Origin of the sequence: Janibacter terrae (assembly GCF_039636765.1) — a bacterium.
Lineage (GTDB): Bacteria > Actinomycetota > Actinomycetes > Actinomycetales > Dermatophilaceae > Janibacter > Janibacter terrae.
Map to the genome: position 1 here is coordinate 2,483,272 of NZ_CP144167.1, position 20,706 is coordinate 2,503,977.

General features: G+C 73.0%; 18 protein-coding genes and 1 other RNA gene. 6 read left to right on the plus strand and 13 right to left on the minus strand.

The window, feature by feature from the left end; all coding sequences use genetic code 11:
• Positions 1-8 precede the first annotated feature (8 nt).
• From V3C34_RS12135 to V3C34_RS12185, 11 genes are all read right to left on the minus strand, one after another.
• On the minus strand, positions 9-734 hold the full coding sequence (locus tag V3C34_RS12135; RefSeq protein WP_068323290.1) for an SseB family protein: 726 nt from the start codon (positions 732-734) through the stop codon (positions 9-11).
• Positions 731-1,474, minus strand: coding sequence for a bifunctional 1-(5-phosphoribosyl)-5-((5-phosphoribosylamino)methylideneamino)imidazole-4-carboxamide isomerase/phosphoribosylanthranilate isomerase PriA (gene priA, locus V3C34_RS12140; RefSeq protein WP_068323287.1), 744 nt, complete (start codon positions 1,472-1,474; stop codon positions 731-733). Before priA ends, V3C34_RS12135 begins: the two co-directional genes overlap by 4 nt.
• Positions 1,471-2,124 (minus strand): imidazole glycerol phosphate synthase subunit HisH, encoded by a 654-nt coding sequence (gene hisH / locus V3C34_RS12145; protein WP_068323284.1) that lies wholly within the window; start codon positions 2,122-2,124, stop codon positions 1,471-1,473. Before hisH ends, priA begins: the two co-directional genes overlap by 4 nt.
• Complete coding sequence (locus V3C34_RS12150) at positions 2,121-2,714, minus strand: hypothetical protein (protein WP_346007240.1); 594 nt, start codon at positions 2,712-2,714, stop codon at positions 2,121-2,123. The genes hisH and V3C34_RS12150 overlap by 4 nt, the downstream gene beginning before the upstream one ends.
• Positions 2,715-2,721: 7 nt before the next feature.
• Positions 2,722-3,333, minus strand: a complete 612-nt coding sequence (hisB, locus tag V3C34_RS12155) for an imidazoleglycerol-phosphate dehydratase HisB (protein WP_068323278.1) — start codon at positions 3,331-3,333, stop codon at positions 2,722-2,724.
• The gene (locus V3C34_RS12160; RefSeq protein WP_338537980.1) at positions 3,330-4,448 is read right to left on the minus strand and encodes a histidinol-phosphate transaminase; all 1,119 of its coding nucleotides are present in this window, start codon (positions 4,446-4,448) and stop codon (positions 3,330-3,332) included. Before V3C34_RS12160 ends, hisB begins: the two co-directional genes overlap by 4 nt.
• Positions 4,445-5,779, minus strand: coding sequence for a histidinol dehydrogenase (gene hisD / locus V3C34_RS12165; protein WP_346007241.1), 1,335 nt, complete (start codon positions 5,777-5,779; stop codon positions 4,445-4,447). Before hisD ends, V3C34_RS12160 begins: the two co-directional genes overlap by 4 nt.
• A 96-nt stretch (positions 5,780-5,875) precedes the next feature.
• On the minus strand, positions 5,876-8,845 hold the full coding sequence (locus tag V3C34_RS12170) for a bifunctional [glutamine synthetase] adenylyltransferase/[glutamine synthetase]-adenylyl-L-tyrosine phosphorylase (protein WP_346007242.1): 2,970 nt from the start codon (positions 8,843-8,845) through the stop codon (positions 5,876-5,878).
• 4 nt (positions 8,846-8,849) lie between these two features.
• Positions 8,850-10,187 carry a type I glutamate--ammonia ligase gene (glnA, locus tag V3C34_RS12175; RefSeq protein ID WP_338537977.1) on the minus strand — a complete coding sequence of 446 codons (1,338 nt, stop codon included), beginning with the start codon at positions 10,185-10,187 and terminating at the stop codon, positions 8,850-8,852.
• A gap of 26 nt (positions 10,188-10,213) precedes the next feature.
• On the minus strand, positions 10,214-11,557 hold the full coding sequence (locus V3C34_RS12180) for a methyltransferase domain-containing protein (protein ID WP_346007243.1): 1,344 nt from the start codon (positions 11,555-11,557) through the stop codon (positions 10,214-10,216).
• Between the two features lie 158 nt (positions 11,558-11,715).
• Entirely contained in the window at positions 11,716-14,037 is a 2,322-nt protein-coding gene (locus tag V3C34_RS12185; RefSeq protein WP_346007244.1) for an immune inhibitor A domain-containing protein, read from the minus strand.
• 156 nt (positions 14,038-14,193) lie between these two features.
• Here V3C34_RS12185 and panB point away from each other — a divergent pair, with 156 nt between their 5' ends.
• Both panB and V3C34_RS12195 read left to right on the plus strand, forming a co-directional pair.
• The gene (gene panB / locus V3C34_RS12190; RefSeq protein WP_338537974.1) at positions 14,194-15,090 is read left to right on the plus strand and encodes a 3-methyl-2-oxobutanoate hydroxymethyltransferase; all 897 of its coding nucleotides are present in this window, start codon (positions 14,194-14,196) and stop codon (positions 15,088-15,090) included.
• 2 nt (positions 15,091-15,092) lie between these two features.
• Positions 15,093-15,722, plus strand: coding sequence for a class I SAM-dependent methyltransferase (locus tag V3C34_RS12195; RefSeq protein WP_346007245.1), 630 nt, complete (start codon positions 15,093-15,095; stop codon positions 15,720-15,722).
• Between the two features lie 61 nt (positions 15,723-15,783).
• On the opposite strand, the gene V3C34_RS12200 is transcribed toward V3C34_RS12195, so the two are convergent.
• Positions 15,784-15,981 (minus strand): methionine aminopeptidase, encoded by a 198-nt coding sequence (locus V3C34_RS12200; RefSeq protein ID WP_068323250.1) that lies wholly within the window; start codon positions 15,979-15,981, stop codon positions 15,784-15,786.
• A 79-nt stretch (positions 15,982-16,060) separates the two neighbouring features.
• Between V3C34_RS12200 and map the strand changes: the two genes are divergently transcribed.
• From map to rnpB, 4 genes are all read left to right on the plus strand, one after another.
• Positions 16,061-16,924: a type I methionyl aminopeptidase gene (gene map / locus V3C34_RS12205; RefSeq protein WP_338537973.1), complete on the plus strand. Its 864-nt coding sequence runs from the start codon at positions 16,061-16,063 to the stop codon at positions 16,922-16,924.
• A gap of 16 nt (positions 16,925-16,940) precedes the next feature.
• Entirely contained in the window at positions 16,941-17,696 is a 756-nt protein-coding gene (gene ppgK / locus V3C34_RS12210; RefSeq protein ID WP_068323241.1) for a polyphosphate--glucose phosphotransferase, read from the plus strand.
• Positions 17,697-17,751: 55 nt separating this feature from the next.
• A complete protein-coding gene (locus tag V3C34_RS12215) occupies positions 17,752-19,011 on the plus strand; it encodes an APC family permease (protein ID WP_346007246.1) in 1,260 nt (419 codons plus the stop codon).
• Between the two features lie 65 nt (positions 19,012-19,076).
• An RNA gene (rnpB, locus tag V3C34_RS12220) (RNase P RNA component class A) lies at positions 19,077-19,457 on the plus strand.
• 111 nt (positions 19,458-19,568) lie between these two features.
• Here the strand turns inward: rnpB and V3C34_RS12225 are convergent.
• Positions 19,569-20,705: a site-specific integrase gene (locus tag V3C34_RS12225; protein WP_346007247.1), complete on the minus strand. Its 1,137-nt coding sequence runs from the start codon at positions 20,703-20,705 to the stop codon at positions 19,569-19,571.
• Position 20,706: the final 1 nt, after the last annotated feature.

A 20,706-nucleotide genomic window follows, 5' to 3' on the forward strand; every position in this document is an offset into this window, starting at 1 on the left:
CCGTCGACTCAGGAGACGGTGAAGGAGAGCCCGTCGACGCGCGCCCGGAGCTCACCGTCGGTGGCCAGCTCCTCGGCGATCGCCGTCACGAGCTCCTCGACCGCGGCCGCGTCGAGGCCGGGGACGAGCGTGAGACCGATCTGCAGGATCCCCTGCCCGTCGGGCACCCCCTCGGCGAGCGTGTGGCCGATGACCTGCTCGACCCCGGCGCAGACCCGCTCCACCGACCGCGCGACGAAGGGGTCCTCGTGCGCTGGCAGCCACGGCCGCTGCTGGGCGAGCGCCCAGACCATGGACGCCCGGACCTCGAAGGCGTGCTCGCTCGCGCAGTCGAGCACGATGAGGTCGGCCTGCTCGCTCACCGCGGCCTGCGCGGCGCGAGCGGCCTTGACCGGCACGGGACGCACGGACGCGTCGAAGGCCGCGAGAGCGGCCATCGAGGAGAAGACGGGCAGCGCGGTGCGTCCGTCGGGGTGCTCGAGGAGGACGACAGCCATGTCGGCCTCCTTGTCAGCGGTGTGGCCGGCCTCGGTCTGCGTGGTCTCCGCCGCGACCGCAGCCACCGGCACGAGCAGCCGCGCGCGCGCGAGGTGCTCGAGCACGTCGGTCTCCGCGCCGGTGGTGAGGGCGCGCAGCAGCGCCGGGTCGGCCTCGCCGGAGTCACCGGCGAAGCCGCCGGCGGGCAGCTCGCGCCCCTGCCAGGGCACACCGGCGGAGTCGGTGGGCCCGCTCACGGCCGCCCGGCCGCGTCGAGGGCCTCAGTCAGGGTGACGCTGCCCTTGTAGAGAGCCGAGCCGATGATCGCGCCCTCGACGCCCTCGGGGACGAGGTCGCGCAGGGCGACGACGTCGTCCACGGTCGTGACGCCGCCGCTCGCGACGACCTTGGCGTCGGTGGCGGCGGCGACCTCGCGCAGCAGCTGCACGTTGGGACCGGCGAGCATGCCGTCCTTGGCGACGTCGGTGACGACGTAGCGGACGCAGCCCTCGGCGTCCAGGCGCGCGAGGGTCTCCCACAGGTCGCCGCCCTCCTGGGTCCACCCGCGGGCGGCGAGCGTCGCGCCCCGCACGTCGAGGCCGACGGCGATGCGCTCGCCGTGCTCGGCGATGGCCCGGGCGGTCCACTCGGGGTTCTCCAGGGCGGCGGTGCCGACGTTGACCCGGGCGCAGCCCGAGGCGAGCGCGGCGGCCAGCGACTCCTCGTCGCGGATGCCTCCGCTCAGCTCGACCTTGAGGTCGAGGCGGCCGACGATGTCGGCGAGGAGCTCACGGTTGCTCCCTTCGCCGAAGGCCGCGTCGAGGTCGACCAGGTGGATCCACTCGGCGCCCTGCTCCTGCCAGGCCTGCGCGGCCTCGAGCGGGTCACCGAAGTCCCACCCCGACCCGGCGACGCCTTGCTGGAGCTGGACGGCGCGGCCGCCCCGTACGTCGACGGCGGGAAGGAGCTCCAGCCGGGGCCGGTCGGTCGTGGTCACAGTGACATCACCCAGTTCTTGAGGAGGTGCAGTCCCGCATCCCCGGACTTCTCGGGGTGGAACTGCGTGGCGGACAACGGACCGTTCTCGACGGCCGCGACGAAGGGGGACCCGTGCTCGCTCCACGTGACGAGCGGCGTGGCGGCGACGAGCGCCCCCGGCGCGGTCGGCAGGTCCCAGGTGGCCACCCCGTAGGAGTGGACGAAGTAGAAGCGCTCGTCCTCGACGCCCGCGAGCAGGCGCGTGCCCTCGGGCGCGGTGACTGTCGACCAGCCCATGTGGGGCACGACGGGGGCGGACAGCCGGGAGACGGTGCCGGGCCACTGGTGCAGGCCCTCCTGCTCGGGCTGGGCCGCGCTCGGCTCGCCGGACCCCTCGAACATCACCTGCATGCCGACGCAGACCCCGAGGACGGGGCGGCCGCCGGCGAGACGGGTGTCGACGAGCGAGGGACCGTCGACGGCCCGCAGCCCGGCCATGCAGGCGTGGAAGTTGCCGACGCCAGGCACGAGCAGCCCGTCGGCGGCGAGCACTGCGGACCGGTCGGCGGTCAGCTCGACGTCCGCGCCCACGTGGGTGAGCGCCCGGACGGCGGAGTGGATGTTGCCGGAGCCGTAGTCGAGGACCACGACACGGGGTTGGCTGCTCATTGGTGCACGTCCTTGACGACGGACTCGAAGGTGGACACGGCGCGCTCGTCGGGCGCGATGACGGGACCGAGCGCCGTGTCGGAGCCGTCGAGGAGACGGACCCCCGGCAGACCGAGGACGGTCATCGCCTCGTCGAGCCACTCCAGGTGGGTGAGGTCGGTACGCCGCCAGAGGGCGCGGATCTCGCGGATCGGCACCAGGCGTGCGCCGGAGCCGGCCGAGAGCGCGCGGTGCAGGTCCTCGGGGGCGAGCGGCGGCAGCTGCGGTCCGCGGACGATCTCGCGGTCCGGGGCACGCAACGCCCACCGGATCGGCGAGCGGCCGGGGGCACGGGCCGTGACGACGGCCGTGTCACCGATCCTGAAGAAGCCGATGGCCGGTGCGAGCCGGGCGCCGGTGTGCCGGGCGGCGAGCACGGTGAGTGCGTCGTCGTAGGGAGCGGCGGTCACCGTCGCCGAGGTCGCGGGCACGACGATCGACCACGTGGGGTGCTCGACGACGTGGCAGGGCACGACGCCGCCCCGCACCCAGTCCACGGCGGCCGCGGACGACGCGGACAGGAGGACCACTCCCCTGTCGGGCTCGGTCATCTCATCCCTACAGCGCGCCCTTGGCGCTCGGGATGCCGCTCACCCGGGGGTCGGGGGCGACCGCCGCGCGCAGGGCGCGGGCGAGCGCCTTGAACTGCGCCTCGACGATGTGGTGCGGGTCGCGCCCGGCGAGCACCCGCACGTGCAGGGCGATGCCGGCGTTGTAGGCGAAGGACTCCAGCACGTGGCGGGTGAGCGAGCCGACGAAGTTGCCGCCGATGACGACGTGCTCCTGGCCGGCGGGCTCACCGGTGTGGACGACGTACGGCCGCCCGGCCACGTCGACGACCGCGTGGACGAGCGCCTCGTCGAGCGGGACGGTCGCGTCGCCGAAGCGGCTGATGCCGCTCTTGTCGCCGAGTGCCTGGCGGACCGCCTGGCCGAGGACGATCGCGACGTCCTCGACGGTGTGGTGGGCGTCGACGTCGACATCGCCCTCGGCGGCGATCGTCAGGTCGATGAGGCTGTGCTTGGCCAGCGACAGGAGCATGTGGTCGTAGAAGCGCACACCCGTCGACACCTGGCCCGCGCCGGTGCCGTCGAGGTCGACGCTCACCTCGACCCGGCTCTCGGAGGTGCCGCGGGTCACCGTCGCGGTACGGGGAGCGGTGCTGCTCACGGGGTCTCCTTGGTGGTGGCGTGCGTGGGGACGAGCTCGGCGAGCGCGGTCAGGAACCGGGTCGTCTCCTCCGGCGTGCCGGCGGTGACGCGCAGGTGGTGCGGGATCCCGACGTCCCGGACGAGCACGCCCCGGTCCAGCAGAGCCTGCCACGTCGCCGCGGCGTCGGCGAGGCCGCCGAAGAGGACGAAGTTGGCATCGCTCGGCACGGGCCGCAGGCCGAGGGCCGTGAGCTCGGTGACGAGCCGGTCACGCTGGTCCTTGATGGCCTCGACCGTCTCCAGGAGCCGGTCCGCGTGCTCGAGCGCGACGCGGGCGATCGTCTGCGTCGGCGCCGAGAGGTGGTACGGCAGTCGCACGAGGCGCAGGGCGTCGATGACCTCGGGGTCGGCGGCGAGGTAGCCCAGCCGTCCACCTGCGAGGGCGAAGGCCTTGCTCATCGTGCGCGTCACGACGAGGCGCGGGTGCCGCTCGAGGAGCGAGAGCGCGGTGGGCGTCCCGGGACGGGCGAACTCCGCGTACGCCTCGTCGACGACGACGATCGCCCGCGGCGCGGCCTCGAGCATCGCCTCGACCACGTCGAAGGGCAGGGCGGTGCCGGTTGGGTTGTTGGGCGAGCAGAGGAAGACGAGGTGCGGGTCGACACCCTTCGCCTGCTCGATCGCGGACTCGACGGTGAGGTCGAAGCTGGCCCGGTCACGCTGCCCGTCGACCCACGTCGTGCCGAGCGTCTCGGCGATGATCGGGTGCATCGAGTACGCGGGGGTGAAGCCGAGCGCGGTCCGCTCCGGCCCGCCGAAGGCCTGGACGAGGTGCGAGAGGACCTCGTTGGACCCGTTGCCGGCCCACAGCTGCTCGGGGCGGAGGGAGACCCCGCTGCGGTCGTGCAGGTAGTCACCGAGCGCCTTGCGCAGAGCGGTGAACTCGCGGTCCGGGTACCGGTTGAGCGTCCCGAGCTCGTCCGCGAGCTCCGCGAGGATGGCCTCGACGACCTCGGGGGGCACCGGGTAGGAGGACTCGTTGGTGTTGAGCTGCACGTCGACGTCGAGCTGCGGCGCACCGTAGGGGGTGCGGCCGCGCAGCCCGGGGCGCAGCAGCTCGGTGATCTCGCTCATCGCCGGACCTCGCCCGTGCGCGCGGTGACGGCCTCGCCGTGGGCGGGCAGGTCCTCGGCCTCGGCCAGGGCCACGACGTGCGGGGCGACCTCGGCGAGGGCCTGCGCCGAGTACTCGACGACGTGGATGCCCCGGAGGAAGGACTGCACGGACAGGCCGCTGCTGTGGGCGGCGCTGCCGCCGGTGGGCAGGACGTGGTTGGACCCGGCGACGTAGTCCCCGAGGCTCACCGGCGAGTTCGGACCGACGAAGATCGCCCCTGCGTTGCGCACGCGCGCCGCGACCTGCGGCGCGTCCGCCGTGATGACCTCGAGGTGCTCGGCGGCGTAGGCGTCGACGACCCGCAGGCCGGCATCGACGTCGTCGACGAGGACGATCGCGGACTGGCGCCCGGTGAGGGCCTCGCCGACGCGCTCGCTGTGCTTGGTCGCGGCCGCGCGCCGCTCGACGGCAGCGGTGACGGCGTCGGCGAGCTCGGTGGAGTCGGTGACCAGGACGGAACCGGCGAGCGGGTCGTGCTCGGCCTGGCTGATGAGGTCGGCCGCGACGTGCTCGGGGTCGGCGCTCGCGTCGGCGAGCACGGCGATCTCGGTCGGCCCGGCCTCGGCGTCGATGCCGATGAGGCCCTTGAGCAGCCGCTTGGCCGCGGCGACGTAGATGTTGCCGGGGCCGGTGACGAGGCTGACGGGGGCGCACTCGTCGGCACCGTCGGTGAACCCGTGGGCGAAGCCGGCGACCGCCTGCGCCCCACCCATCGCCCATACCTCGTCGACGCCGAGCAGCGCGCACGCCGCGAGGATCGTCGGGTGCGGGTAGCCGGCGAAGACGCCGGTGTTCTCGCGCTGGGGGGGGCTGGCGACGGCGAGCGACCCGACTCCGGCGATCTGGGCGGGCACGACGTTCATGACGACGGACGAGGGGTAGACCGCCCGGCCACCGGGCACGTACAGGCCGACCCGCTCGACCGGGACCCAGCGCTCGGTGACGGTCCCCCCGGGCGCGAGCGTGGTCGTGGTGTCGGTGCGACGCTGGTCGGCGTGGACCGCACGGGCGCGCTCGATGGCCAGCTCCAGGGCGGCCCGCACGTCGGCGTCGAGGACCTCCACGGCGGCCTCGAGGACCTGCGCCGGCACGCGGAGGGCGGTCGGCCGCACCCCGTCGAAGCGCTCGGCGAGGTCGTAGAGCGCCTCGGCGCCCCGGTCATGGACGTCGTCGCAGATCGGTCGCACCGCGTCGAGCGCGGCCTCGACGTCGTACTCGGCGCGGGGCAGGGCTGCGCGCAGCTGCCGGGCCCCGAGGGGCTGGGAACGCAGGTCGATCGTGGCGAGCATGGGACAAGTCTAGGTTCGTCCACCGGACGGCCCGTCCGGTGTCCATCGCTCGGGGTCAGGCGACCCCCACCGCACCACCCCGAGAGCAGCAGGCGCTCACTCCTCGCCGTAGAAGATCCGGTCGACGACCTGGCGCGCGTGGCGGGCGGTGCGGCGGTAGGACTCGGCGAGCGCCAGCCCCGACTGCGGCTCCATCCCGACGATGCGCCCCACGCCGTCCGCCTCGCGCAGGTTGGACGGGACGGAGTCGACCGCGCGGCCGCGGAAGAGCATGCCGGCGTTGCGCAGCAGGGAGGCCATGCACCACGCCTGGCGCAGCACCTCGGCGTCCTCGGCGGTGACCAGCCCCGCCTCGACCGCCGCCGTGAGTGCGGGCAGGGTCCGGGTCGTGCGCAGGCCCTCGTGCTCGTGGGCGTGCTCCATCTGCAGCAGCTGCACGGTCCACTCGACGTCGGAGAGACCACCCATCCCGAGCTTGAAGTGCGCCTTGCGGTCGGCGCCGCGGGGCAGCCGCTCGGCCTCCATCCGGGCCTTGAGCCGGCGGACCTCGCGGATCTGTGTGGCGTCGAGGCCGTCGTCGGACCAGCGCAGCGGGTCGATGAGGGCGATGAACCGCTCCCCCAGCCCCGGGTCCCCGGCGACCGGTCGGGCCCGCAGGAGCGCCTGCGCCTCCCAGGTCTGGGACCACCGCGCGTAGTAGGTCGCGTACGACGCCAGGGTGCGCACCATCGGCCCGCTCTTGCCCTCGGGCCGCAGGTCCGCGTCGAGGCCGAGCGGCGGGTCGGAGCCCGGCGCCCCGAGCAGCCGACGCATCTCCCCCACGACCGCGAGCGCGGCCTCCTGGGCGTCCTGGTCGGCGACCCCGTCGTGCGGGTCGTGCACGTAGAGCACGTCGGCGTCCGAGGAGTAGCCGATCTCCCTGCCCCCGAGGCGCCCCATCCCGATGATCAGCAGGTCCGTGCCCAGCGGCCGGCCCAGGTCGGCCTCGACGGAGCGGACGACGACCTCGAGGGATGCCTCGATCGTCGCCTCGCTGAGGTCGGTGAGGGCCTGCCCGACCTGCTCCAGGCTCACCGTGTCCTGCAGGTCCGCGACGGCGACGCGGAAGATCTCGGCGCGGCGGATGGCACGGATCGCAGAGACCGCCGCGTCGGCGTCGTCGCGGCGGCCGGCCGCCGCCCGCATGCGGCGCAGGATCTCGTCCCTGCCGCGGGGGCGCAGCCCGTCCCCGTCGCCGAGCATCTGGACGGCCTCGGGGCTCGCCAGCAGCAGGTCGCCGGCGAACCGGCTGGCCCCGAGGGTGTGGGCGAGGACCTGGGCGGCCTCCCCTTCGTCCCGCAGCAGCCGGAGGTACCAGTGCGTGGAGCCGAGCGCCTCGCTCACCTTGCGGAAGGCGAGGAGCCCGGCATCGGGGTCGGCCATCTCCGCGAACCACTCGAGCATGACCGGCAGGAGCTGGCGCTGGATCGCGGCCGTGCGGTTGACCCCGTCGGTGAGCACCTCGAGGTGACGCAGCGCCCCGGCAGGGTCGCGGTAGCCGAGGGCGCCGAGCCGCGCGCGGGCCGCGTCGGGCGTGAGCCGGGCCTCGTCCGGGCTGAGCCGGGCGACCGCGGACAGCAGCGGCCGGTAGAAGAGCTGCTGGTGGAGGCGGCGCACCTCCCGGGAGCGCTCGGTGCGCAGGGCGACCACCTGCTTGTCCGGCTGGTCGAAGAGGCGCATGGCGCGGCCGAGACGCCGCAGGTCCTGCTCGGACGTCGGCATGAGGTGCGTGCGGCGCAGCCGGTGCAGCTGGATCCGGTGCTCCAGGGTGCGCAGCACCCGGTAGGCGTCGCCGAGGACCCGCGCGTCGCGGCGACCGATGTAGCCGCCGGTGGACAGCGCCGCGAGGGCGTCGAGGGTCGTGCCCGAGTGCAGCGTCTCGTCGGTGCGTCCGTGGACGAGCTGGAGCAGCTGCACGGAGAACTCGACGTCGCGCAGCCCGCCGGGGCCGAGCTTGAGCTGGCGCGCGGCCTCGGCGGCGGGGATGTGCTCCTCGACGCGGCGGCGCATGGCCTGCACGTCGTCGACGAAGTCCTCCCGGGAGGCGGCCTCCCAGACGAGCGGCCGCACGGCACCGAGGTACTCGGCGCCGAGGCCGGCGTCGCCCGCCAGGTGGCGCGCCTTGAGCAGGGCCTGGAACTCCCAGGTCTTGGCCCAGCGCTCGTAGTACGTGCGGTGGCTGGCGACGGTGCGCACGAGCGGGCCCTGCTTGCCCTCGGGTCGCAGGGCCGCGTCGACGGGCCACAGGCTGCCGTGGGCGGTGGCGTCGGCGCAGGCGTGCATCGTGCGCGTCGCGATCCTGGTCGCCGTCTCGAGGGCAGCGGCCTCGTCGGCGCCCTCGACGGGCTCGGCGACGAAGATGACGTCGACGTCGGAGATGTAGTTGAGCTCGCGCCCCCCGGCCTTGCCCATGCCGATGACGGCGAACCGGCAGGTCTGGCCGGCCTCCCCGAGCTCGTCGATCGCGATCCGCACCGCGCCCTCGAGCGCCGACCCGGCGAGGTCGGCCAGGGCAGCGGCGGTCGTCGGCAGGTGCGTCAGCGGGTCCTCGGAGGTCACGTCGCAGGCCGCGATGCCGAGCAGCTGCCTCCGGTAGCCGACGCGCAGGGCGTCCTGGGGTTCGAGGTCCCCGTGCTCGGCGATCTCGCCGAGCAACGCCTCGGTCCGCTCCTCGGGGGTCATCTCGTCGGCGTCGACGGCGTCGCGCCACTGCTCGGGGTGGGCCACGAGGTGGTCCACGAGGGCGCTCGAGATCCCGAGGGCACCGATGACGCGGTGCCGCGCGGCCTCGTCGGAGCGAAGGGCGGCGGCCAGGGGGTCGGTCTCGTCGCCGGCGGCCTCGAGGAGCCGGACGAGACCCAGGAGGGCGGCGTCGGGGTCGGCGGCGCGACCGAGCGCGGCGAGCAGCGGCTCCCGGGCGTCGACGAGCGGCTCGAGCGCCGGGTCGGACAGCAGCGTCTCCGCGCGCGCCGTGTCGTTGAAGCCCCGTCGGGCGAGCCCCGGGACCGCGCGGCGTGGTGGCGTCACGAGGTCACAGCCTGGGCAGCAGGCGCTCGAGCTCGAAGGGGGTGACCTGGTTGCGGTAGTCGTCCCACTCCTGGCGCTTGTTGCGCAGGAAGAAGTCGAAGACGTGCTCGCCGAGGGTCTCGGCGACCAGCTCGCTCTCCTCCATGGCCTCGATCGCCTCGGCCAGGCTCGCCGGCAGCGGCTTGATCCCCATGGCGCGACGTTCGCGGTCGGTGAGGCCCCAGACGTCGTCCTCGGCCTCGGGCGGGAGCTCGTAGCCCTCCTCGATGCCCTTGAGGCCGGCCGAGAGCATCACGGCGAAGGCGAGGTAGGGATTGCACGCGGAGTCGAGGCTGCGGACCTCGACCCGGCTGCTGTTGCCCTTGTTGGGCTTGTACATCGGCACCCGGACCATCGCGGAGCGGTTGTTGTGGCCCCAGGTGAGGTGCGCGGGGGCCTCACCACCGCCCCACAGCCGCTTGTAGCTGTTGACCCACTGGTTGGTGATGGCGGTGTACTCGCGGCCGTGGTGCAGCAGCCCGGCGATGAACTGTCGGCCGACCTTGCTCAGCTGGTACGGCGCTCCGGGCTCGTAGAAGGCGTTGGTGTCGCCCTCGAAGAGCGACATGTGCGTGTGCATGCCGCTGCCGGGGTGCTCGGCGAAGACCTTGGGCATGAAGGTCGCGTAGACGCCCTGCTCGAGCGCGACCTCCTTGACCACCGTGCGGAAGGTCATGATGTTGTCCGCGGTGGACAGCGCGTCGGCGTAGCGCAGGTCGATCTCGTTCTGCCCCGGTGCGCCCTCGTGGTGGCTGAACTCGACGGAGATGCCGACCGACTCGAGCATCGTGATCGCCGCCCGGCGGAAGTCGTGCGTCTCGCCCTTGGGCACGTGGTCGAAGTAGCCGCCGTCGTCGACCGGCTCCGGCCGCCCTCCCTTGGGGGTGCCCTGGCGCAGCAGGAAGAACTCGATCTCGGGGTGGGTGTAGAAGCTGAAGCCCATGTCGGCGGCCTTGTCGAGCGCCCGGCGCAGGACGTAGCGGGCGTCGGCGAGCGCGGCCGAGCCGTCGGGCAGCTGGATGTCGCAGAACATCCGGGCAGTGCCCGGGTGCTCACCACGCCACGGGAGCACCTGGAAGGTCGAGGGGTCGGGGCGCGCGAGCATGTCGGCCTCGTAGACCCTGGTGAAGCCCTCGATGGCCGACCCGTCGAACCCGATCCCCTCGGCGAAGGCACCCTCGAGCTCGGCCGGCGCGATCGCGACCGACTTCAGCGTGCCGAGCACGTCCGTGAACCAGAGCCGGACGAACCGGATGTCGCGTTCCTCGATGGTGCGGAGGACGAACTCCTGCTGACGATCCATGGGCCCATCCTGCCCCACGGGCGGCGTCAGCTCACCCAGGCCCAGCGCAGGACACGGAAGTCGATGTCGGCGGTGCCCTCGGCCTCGACGAAGACCTCGACGGCGTCGGCGCCCTCGACCCGCGACCCCGGGACCCGTCGCAGGTACGTCCCGCCGCGTCCGGGGGCGATGAGGAAGGTGGGCGAGTCCATCCTCGGCCGGGCCTCGCCGGGACGCCACACCCACTTGCCGACCGCCTCCCCCTCGCGCGACCACACGACCCGCAGGGCCCGGACCGCCTCCGGATCCTCGAGGTGGACCTCCAGGCGCGCCCCCTTCGTCCCCTCGGGCACGGCGAAGGCGACCCCGGCGTACGCCGCCCAGCCCTTGCCCGGTCCGCGGGTCGGGCTCTCGTTGCCGGCCCTGACCCGCAGGCCCCGCAGCGGCAGGTCGGGGTCGTCACCGGTACCCGGGCACGGCTCCACCGTGGGGTCGGCGACGCGCTTGATCCACTGCGCCTCGACGCGCTCGAGGTCCTTGACGACGACATTGGCCATCGACCTGAACGGCGGCTCGAGGAAGCGCTCGGGCTCCACCGGCGCGGTCGCCTCGAGCACGCGGGCGGCCCGCGGCGAGGGCGCCGTGCTCGTGGAGGCCAGGACGACCGCCCACGTGTCGTGGAGGACCTCGACGTGGTGCGCCACCAGGCCGGCGGGCGCGAGCATGTCGTGGATGCGCGCGGCGCCGAAGACCTGCGTGTGCCCCCAGACCCCTTCGAGGCGACCGACGAGCGGGATGGAGAACAGCAGGTCGGTGCCCTCCGGCAGGGCCCGGGCGAGCGTCGCGAGCGCCTCCTCCGGCTCGGGCACGTGCTCGATCACCTCGCAGCACACGAGGAGGGTCGCGTCGACGGCCTCGAGGTCCTGCCGGGTCACCGTGTAGAGGTCCTGCTCGGCGACCTCGGCGACGTCCGCGAAGCCGTTGGCCTCGAGCGTCTGGGTCGTCTTGCGCACGCTGTACCGCGAGAGGTCGACGCCCCGGTACCGCTCGATCCCCCCGTCGCGCAGCATCATCGTCGCGAGGAAGCCGTGACCGATGCCGACCTCGAAGACCCGCTCGCCGGCACCGATGAAGTCCAGGACTCGGCGGTAGCGCGTCACGTTGGCCTCGGACTCGTACATCTGGACGATGCCCGGCGGGATCGTGCCCGGCTCCGGTGAGCGGAACCACTCCCGCGCGCGGTCGACGTCGGCGCCCAGCGTCGCGGAGCGGAACCGTCGGGTGCGCGCCGGGCCGAGCCGCTCCACGAGGTCGATGTCGGCCCACCCCCTCGCGACGAGCGTGCGCTCCACGGGAGAGTCGGGCAGGAGGTGGTCAGCGGTCTGCGTCACGTCGAAGGTCCTCTCCCAGCGGTCCCGGCTCCCGTCCGGCGGGGGCCTTCGCCCACAGTATCCGGCGGAGTGGGGGCCCTGTCCGGGCACGAGCCGCGGGCCCGCCCGCCCCCGGTGAAAGGGGGACGGACGGGCCCGTGTGCGTCAGGCCGACGGCCTCACTCGCCGGCGCGGACGTCGAGCTTCATCTCGTCGCCGTGCTGCGCCTTGACCGTGATCCTCGTGCCGGACCCGGCGACCTTGGTCGAGCTCCACGGGTTGTCCGCGGACCAGTAGCGGTCCGGGTCGGAGTCGTCGAAGGTCGCGATGCCCTTGCTCGACGGCACCGTCTCGGCGATGCCGTTGTTGTGGAAGGTCACCGCGTCGGTGCGCTGCTTGCCGAAGGTGGCGTCGAAGGGCTGACGGCGGTTGCCGAGCAGCCGGCCGTTCTCGAAGGTGACCGGCGAGGGGCGGGCGTCGACCGGGAGGGCCAGGCCACCCCCGGGGTGGGAGCTGGTGTTGTTGTCCTTGTACTCGCCGTTGGCGAACCAGACGAGCAGACCGTCCTGGTAGGGGAACCGCTCGACCCAGTCCGGCCGACTGGAGGCCCAGCCGAAGTTGTACGGACCGGTCTTGAGGTTCTCGTCGTAGCCGGAGTACACGCGGTTCTCCGCCAGGTAGTAGTCCTGGACGGCCTCGGTGGTCGACCCCGTCATCCGGGTGAACCCGTCGGCGGTCCAGCCGTTGTCACCCGACTCGACGTCGTCGGTGAGGACGGCCCGGCCGTCGACGGTGATGGTGATGTCGTCGATGAAGGCGCCGGTCTTGGCGAGTCCACCGTCGGTCTGGTAGCGCCAGCGGAAGAGGACCTTGTCGCCCGCGTAGGCAGTGAGGTCCGTGGTCTCCGCGTGCCAGGTCATGTTTTCGGTGTCGTCGGCCGCGAGCTCGGTCCACGTCGAGCCGCCGTCGGTGCTCACCTCGGTGTAGAGGAAGTCGTAGCCGGTCTCGATGTCGGTGGCCATCTGGGCCGTGACCGAGGCCGACGAGGCGCCGGTCAGGTCGATCTCGCGGGTGAGCGAGTTGTTGAGGTCGTCACCGGACCCGGACCACCACTCGTAGCTGCCGGAGTGCGGCGTGTTGTAGTCCGTGGTGACATCGCGCTCGGGGAGCACGACACCGAGGGCCTGCGGCAGCTTGGCGCTGTCCCGGTCGGCCGGGCCGAGGTCGACCTTGGCCCGCTCGCCGGGCTGCATGGCCTTGACGTCCAGCCAGCCGAGCTGCAACTTCTCCCACGCGCCCATGTAGCCGGGGCTGGAGCCGATGTCCTCGGTGCCGTCACCCAGCCACGAGCCGCCCGACATCAGGGTCCAGAAGCCGGTGCCGTTGTCACCACCGGCCGTGTCGTACAGGTCCGGCAGGCCGAGGTCGTGGCCGAACTCGTGGGTGAAGACGCCGAGGCCGCCGTTCTCGGGCTCGGTGGTGTAGTCGCCGATCCAGATGCCGGAGTCGCCGAGGGGCACGCCGCCGAGCTTGTTCTGCTCCGGTCCGGCCTTGCCGAGGTTGTTGGAGAAGGCGTACCAGCGGTGGCTCCAGATGGCGTCCTCGCCCTCCGCGCCGCCCCCGGCCTCCTCCCCTTCGCCGGCGTGGATCGCCTGGAAGTGGTCGATGTACCCGTCGGGCTCGTTGAAGTCGCCGTCACCGTCGAAGTCGTACCGGTCCCAGACGTCGAACTGGGCCAGGTACTCCTTGATCTCGGCGTCGCTCTTGCCCTGGGCCTTCTGGTCGTCGTACCAGGCCTGGGCGGTGTCCTTGATGTAGTTCCAGTAGCCGTCGGCCTCGCTCGTGCCGTCGCCGGCGACGGGGTTGTGGCCGTAGCGGGCCTCGTTGTACGGGACCCTCACCCAGTCGGAGACGTCGCCCTTGGTGAGGAAGCGGCCGTTGGACTGCTTGAGGTAGAAGTCCTTGAAGGACTCCTTGCCCTCGGCGAACATCAGGTCGGTGTAGTGCTCGCGGCCGAAGTCCTCGTCCCAGATCGTCGTGTTGTTCTCGGTGCGGTCGGGCTCGGGGATCGAGTTGTTGACCGGCCCCGGCGCGCCACCTGTCGCGGGCAGGGTCTGGTCGCCGAAATCGGTGAGGATCGTGAAGATCGAGGCCTCACGGTTGACGTCGTACTGCACGTACTTGGTGCGCGGGGGCTTCTTCGCCGTGCCCTTGGCGTGGCGCTCGGGGGCGTCCTCGCTCTTGACCTCGATGACCTTGGTGCCGTTCTTGGTCACGACCTTGGCCTCGCCGCGCATGAGCTGGTCGACCGCGGCCCGGCGCAGCTCCCGCTGCGCGTCGCCGAGCGGGTTCGGCAGGTCGTCGGGCCGGGCCGTCGATGCGGCCCTGTCGTCGGGTGCCACGCCGGCCGTCGTCCCAGCGCTCGCCGACAGCGGGGCGAGGGTGAGGGCGAGGGCGCCAGCGGCGAGTCCGGACACGACATGGGTGTGGCGTCTCTTCACGGATCCTCCTGAGATGTTGTGGCGTCTGCCACAAGCGGTGAGCGCACTCAATCAAGATCTGACGGCACATGGGGGGGTTCGCAGGACTTCCTGAAGGAATCCTTACCCTCGCCGGGACGTCTCCGTGCCCGGGGCGCCGCGGCCTAGCATGTGGCCATGAGCTCGCCCTCCACGCCCGACACCCCCACCCTCGCGGCCGAGACGGCCGCCCCGTACGGCTCGGGGTCCGCCGCCGCCGCACCCGCCGCCCCGCGCCGGCGGGTGCGCATCCCCCACCTGCAGGCCATGAAGGAGAAGGGCGAGCGCTGGGCGATGCTCACCGCCTACGACATGTACGCGGCACAGGTCTTCGACGAGGCCGGCATCCCCGTGCTGCTCGTCGGCGACTCCGCCGGCAACAACGTCTACGGGTACGAGACGACCGTCCCGGTCACGCTCGAGGAGATGATCCCGCTCACCCGGGCCGTCGCCGGCGCGGCCTCCAGCGCGCTCGTCGTGGCGGACCTCCCCTTCGGGACCTACCAGGCCTCCCCCGAGCAGGGCTACCTCTCCGCGGCCCGCCTCATGAAGGAGGGCCTGGCGCACGCGGTCAAGCTCGAGGGCGGCGTCGAGATGGCGCCGACGATCGAGCGGATGGCGAAGGGGGGCATCCCCGTCATGGCGCACATCGGCTTCACTCCGCAGAGCGAGCACACGCTCGGCGGGTACCGCGTCCAGGGTCGCGGCGACGCCGCCGACCGCCTCCTCGAGGACGCTCGCGCCGTGCAGGAGGCCGGCGCCTTCGCCGTCGTCATGGAGATGGTGCCGGCACCGTCCGCGGCCGCCGTCACCCGTGAGCTGCGCATCCCGACCATCGGCATCGGCGCCGGTCCCGACTGCGACGCCCAGGTCCTCGTCTGGCAGGACATGGCCGGGCTGCGCTCGGGCCGGGCCCCCCGCTTCGTCAAGCGCTACGCCGACCTGTCCACCGTGCTGGGCGACGCGGCCCGCGCCTACGCCGCCGACGTCGCGGCCGGCAGCTTCCCCGCGACCGAGCACTCCTTCGAGAGCTGACGATGGCCACCGGCGAGCTGCCCGAGATCCGCACCCGGTGGTCGGAGGTGTCGGGAGGGATCGACGCGGCCTACGCCTACCAGCGGCGCTTCGACGAGCTGGCCGCCCAGGGCGTCGACCTGGACGGTGAGGCGCGTTTCGTCCACGCCCTCCACGCGCCCCCCGCCCGCATCCTCGACGCCGGGTGCGGGACGGGTCGCATCGCCTCCGCCCTCACCGCCCTCGGCCACGACGTCGTGGGTGTCGACGCCGACGGGGCGATGATCGAGGTGGCCCGTGAGCGCGACGACGTGACCCGCTTCGTGCACGCGGACCTCGCGACGCTGTGGCTCACCGCGCAGACCTTCGACGTCGTCGTCCTCGCGGGCAATGTCGTGCCCTTCCTCGCCGACGGGACCCTCGTCGACGTCCTGCGCCGCATGCGCGCGCACCTGGCCCCGGACGGCCGGCTGGTCTGCGGCTGGGCGCTGCCCGGCCACCAGCCGCCGGGTGCCGCCGCGGTGAGCGCCGAGGACTTCGAGCGCGCGGCCTTCGCCGCCGACCTCTCGCTCGTCGCCCGCTACGCGTCGTGGGACGCGCAGCCGTGGCCCGGCGACGGGTCCTGGGCGCTGACGCTCCACCGTCCCCGCTGAGCTGAGCGCGCGAAGGGAGCCGCCCCGGTCACCGGGGCGGCTCCCTTCGTCATGGTGCGGGTCAGGCGCCGGCGTCGCCGGTCTCCCACTCGCGGTCCTTGCGGTCCTGCTCGTCCCAGGCCTCCGTCTTGGCGCGGGCCGTGGCCAGCGCCGCCGCCGCCTCGGCCTCGGTCTCGTAGGGGCCCATGACGTCCTCGCCCTGGGAGCGGTTCTCGTCGGACTCGACCTGACCGGTCTCGATGTTGAACCAGTACGCCATCGTCTGCCGTCCTTCCTCGCGGGTCGCACCCGCAGACCGGAGCGCATCGGCCACGCTCTCGTTGCCTAGACTTCACCGCATGCACGCCCCCGTCGCAACCGTGACCCCCGGCGCCGTGTCCCCGCGCCGCCCCGTGCCGGCGGCGATCACGCGCCCCGAGTACGTCGACCGACCGGCTCCCGAGCCGTGGTCCGGCAGCGAGATCAAGGACCCGGAGACGATCGAGCGGATGCGCCACGCCTCGCGGATCGCCGCGCAGGCCCTCGCCGCTGCCGGCGCCGCCGTCGCTCCCGGCGTCACGACGGAGGAGGTCGACCGGGTCGGCCACGAGTTCCTCCTCGACCACGGCGCCTACCCCTCGACGCTCGGCTACCGCGGCTTCCCCAAGTCGCTGTGCACGTCCGTCAACGAGGTCGTCTGCCACGGCATCCCCGACAGCCGGCCCCTCGAGGACGGCGATCTGGTCAACATCGACATCACCGCCTACGTCGGCGGCGTCCACGGCGACACCAACGCGACCTTCTTCGCCGGCGAGCCGGACGAGGAGTCCCGGCTGCTCGTCGAGCGGACCCATGAGGCGATGATGCGCGGGATCAGGGCCGCGCTGCCCGGACGGCAGGTCAACGTCATCGGTCGGGTCATCGAGAAGTACGCCGAGCGCTTCGGCTACGGGGTCGTGCGCGACTACACCGGCCACGGCATCGGCAGCGCCTTCCACTCCGGGCTCGTCATCCCCCACTACGACGCGGCGCCGCAGTACGACACGGTCATCGAGCCGGGCATGACCTTCACGATCGAGCCCATGCTCAACCTCGGCACCCCGGACTGGGAGCTGTGGGACGACGGGTGGACGGTCGTGACGCGGGACCGTCGGCGGTCCGCGCAGTTCGAGCACACGATCCTGGTCACCGACTCCGGCAACGAGATCCTCACCCTCCCCTGAGCTGGAAGGCACGACGATGAGCAAGAAGTTCGACGCACTCGGCATCGACATCGGGGGGTCGGGCATCAAGGGCGCCCCCGTCGACCTCGACAAGGGCGTCTTCACCGACGACCGGCTGAGGGTGGCCACCCCGGAGGAGTCCACCCCCGAGGCGGTGTGCGACGTCGTGGAGCAGATCGCCGAGCACTTCTCGGTCAAGACGTCGGTGCCCCTCGGCATCACCCTGCCGGCCGTCGTCACCCACGGGGTCGTGCGGACGGCTGCCAACATCGACAAGTCGTGGATCGACACGGATGCGCGCGCGCTCTTCGCCGACCGGCTCGGGCGTGAGGTGCACATCGTCAACGACGCGGACGCCGCGGGCGTCGCCGAGCTGCACCACGGTGCGGCGAAGGGGGTCGACGGCGTCGTGCTCGTGACGACCCTCGGCACCGGCATCGGCAGCGCCCTCCTCGTCGACGGCCACCTCGTGCCCAACACCGAGCTCGGGCACCTGGAGATCGAGGGGCACGACGCGGAGTCCCGCGCGGCGGAGTCGGTGCGCGAGCGCGACGCGCTCACCATGGAGCAGTGGGCCGAGCGGCTGCAGACGTACTACTCCCACCTCGAGTCGCTCTTCTGGCCCGACCTCATCGTCGTCGGCGGTGGCGTCAGCAAGCAGGCGGCGAGCTTCCTCCCGCTGCTGGACCTGCGCACCGAGATCGTCCCGGCCAGGTTGAAGAACAAGGCCGGCATCATCGGCGCCGCCCGCCTCGCGGCGCGGGGGAACTGAAGCCGCCGCGGGGCGCCACGTGCGGCGGCCACCGAGGGTGGGGCAGTCTGGTGCCATGACGAGCGCACCGGGTGGGAGCACGGGCACGCTGCGGCGCGGCTTGGGGCTGCTCGATGCCGTGGGGGTCGGGGTCGCCGCGATGGTCGGTGCGGGGCTCTTCGTCGTCTTCGCCCCGGCTGCTGCTGCGGCCGGTGACGGCCTCCCCTTCGCCATCCTGCTGGCCGCGGCCATCGCCGTCGCCAACGCCGTCTCCTCCGCGCGTCTGGCCGCGGTCCACCCGCAGTCCGGGGGGACCTACGTCTACGGGCGCGAGCAGCTCGGGGTGCCGTGGGGGCACCTCGCGGGCTGGGCCTTCATCACCGGCAAGACCGCCTCGTGCGCCGCCATGGCGATGACGATCGGGGTCCATCTCTTCCCCGACGCGTCGAGGGTCGTGGCCGTCGTGACGGTGCTCGCCGTCCTCGCGCTCAACCTGCAGGGCGTGCAGCGCTCGGCCCGCGTCGCCCTGGCCATCGCGGTCGGCGTCCTCGCGCTCGTCGTGACCTTCGCCGTCGTGCTCCTCGTCAGCCCTCCTGCGCTGGCCGAGGCGCCGCTGGTCGACCCGGTGGTGCCCGGCGGCCCGGTCGGCATCGCCCAGGGCGCCGGGTTCCTGTTCTTCGCCTTCGCCGGGTACGCCCGCATGGCCACGCTCGGCGAGGAGGTCGCCGACCCGCGCCGGACGATCCCGCGGGCCATCGCCATCGCCCTGGGCATCGTGCTGACCGTCTACGTCCTCGTCGCCGTCGCCCTGACCCAGGGCTTCGGTGTCGGGTGGCTCGCGGCCCGGCAGGCGCCGCTGGCCGAGGCCGCGGAGATCTCGGCGTGGCCCTGGCTCGGCCCGGCGCTGCGCATCGCCGCGGTCGTGGCCGCCGGCGGGGCGCTCCTCGCCCTCACCCTGGGGGTCTCGCGCACCGTCCTGGCCATGGCGCGGGACAGGCACCTGCCGCCCGTCCTCGCCCTGGTCGACGGTCCGCACGCGGTGCCGCGCCGGGCGGAGGCGGTGGTCACCGCCGTGGTCATCGTCCTCATCGTGCTCGGGGACCTCGACGGGGCGATCGGCTTCTCGAGCTTCTGCGTCCTCGTCTACTACGCGATCGCCAACGCCAGCGCGTGGACGCTCGAGGGGGGCTGGGGCCACCGGGTCATCCCGACGCTCGGCCTGCTGGGCTGCCTCGGCGTCGCCGTCCTCCTGCCGCCCCCCTCGGTCATCGCCGGCGTCGTCGTGCTGCTCGTCGGGGCGACGACCGGGTGGGTGCGGCACACGACCCGGGAGTGACGCCCGTCTTGCCTCGACCCACCCGGCGCGAAGCGTGCCGACGCACCCGTAGACTGCTCGGCGGATGAGTCGGCCGGACGGCTGCGTCACCACCTCGGTGGTGTCGAGGAAAGTCCGGGCTCCACAGGGCAGGGTGGTGGCCAACAGCCACCCGGGGTGACCCGCGGGACAGTGCCACAGAAAGCAGACCGCCACGACCGCCTCGGCGGTCGCGGTAAGGGTGAAACGGTGGTGCAAGAGACCACCAGCGATCCGGGTGACCGGATCGGCTCGGTAAACCCCACCCGGAGCAAGTCCAGACAGTGTGCGTCCGAGGGCGGCCCGCCCGAGCACACGGGTAGGACGCTGGAGGTCGTCGGCAACGGCGACCCGAGATGGATGGCCGTCACCCCGGCACCGGCGACGGTGCCGGGGGACAGAACCCGGCTTACAGGCCGACTCATCCCCCGCCACCCGCCGATTGGCGGGGTTTCCCCCGGCATACCGGGCGAAACTGGGTAGTCACGGGACGTCACCGGGAGTCGCTAGAAGCCGCGAGATGCGGACCAGGCACGGACCTAGGCGGCCTCGGACGGACCTGAGGCGGACCCAGAAACCGCCCCGTGCGCACCCTCGATTGCCGCCAAGATCGATGACTGATCCGACGGCCACAGATGGGCATACGTGCGCAGGGTCTCCGACGGGTCCGCGTGCCCCAGCCGGTCCGCCACTGCCCGCGGCGACAGGCCCGCCGAGATCAGCAGGCTGGCGTGATGGTGCCGCAGCTCGTGCCACCCCTCCCCCTTCGGCCGGCCCGCCGCCTCACGCCACGCGTACTGCAGATGCGACCGCGATAACGGCCCACCCGACCGGGCCGTGAACACCAGACCCGACGGTCCAGGCGGACGCGCCTCCAGATGCTCCTGGAGGATCCGCGCCGTCGACTCCGCGAGCGGCACCCTGCGCCGCGACCCGGGTCGCTTCAACGGTCCCCACACCAGCCCCTCCCGCGTGGACCCAGCGGCGAGCTGCCGGTCCACGACCAGCACCCCGCCGGCCACGCGGTCCACCGTGAGCGCCCGCAACTCCCCCGGTCGCAGCCCCGACCCCGCACCGAGCCACACCATCGCCCGCAGTGGGCCCGGGACCGCTGCGGCGACCTGCGCGACCTCTTCCACGCTCATCGGCGTGACCGCCTCGGTCTCCGCGCGGGGCATCGTGATCCGTCGGCACGGCGTCACCGCGATCAACCGGTCCTCGACCGCGCTGTCGAAGACCGCGGACACGTAGGTGTAGAGGACCCGCACCGTCGACGGCGCGAGCCCGGACCCCGCGACGAGGTCCTGCACCATCGCCCGGGTGACCTTGGCCAGCTGCACGTCACCGAGCGCCGGGTACGCGTGGTTCTGCAGCCTCGAGCGGACCTGGTCGGCCGTGCTGGGAGCGTGATGCACCTGCCGCCGCCGCCACGCCTCCGCGTACTCGCGGAAGGTGACCGTGGATGGGGTGACGTAGGTGCCGGCGCGCTTGTCGGTGTCGACCTTCGCGAGCACTGCCAGCGCTTCGTCCTTCGACGCGCAGGCCTGGGAGCGTTCGCGGCCGTCGGGCTCGACCCACCGCGCGAGCCACCGCTTGCCTCGGCCGTGGCGCGGGCCCTTGAGCCGGCGTCCACCGTCAGGGTTGGGGACGGTCCACCGATCTACGACGTGCCCCACG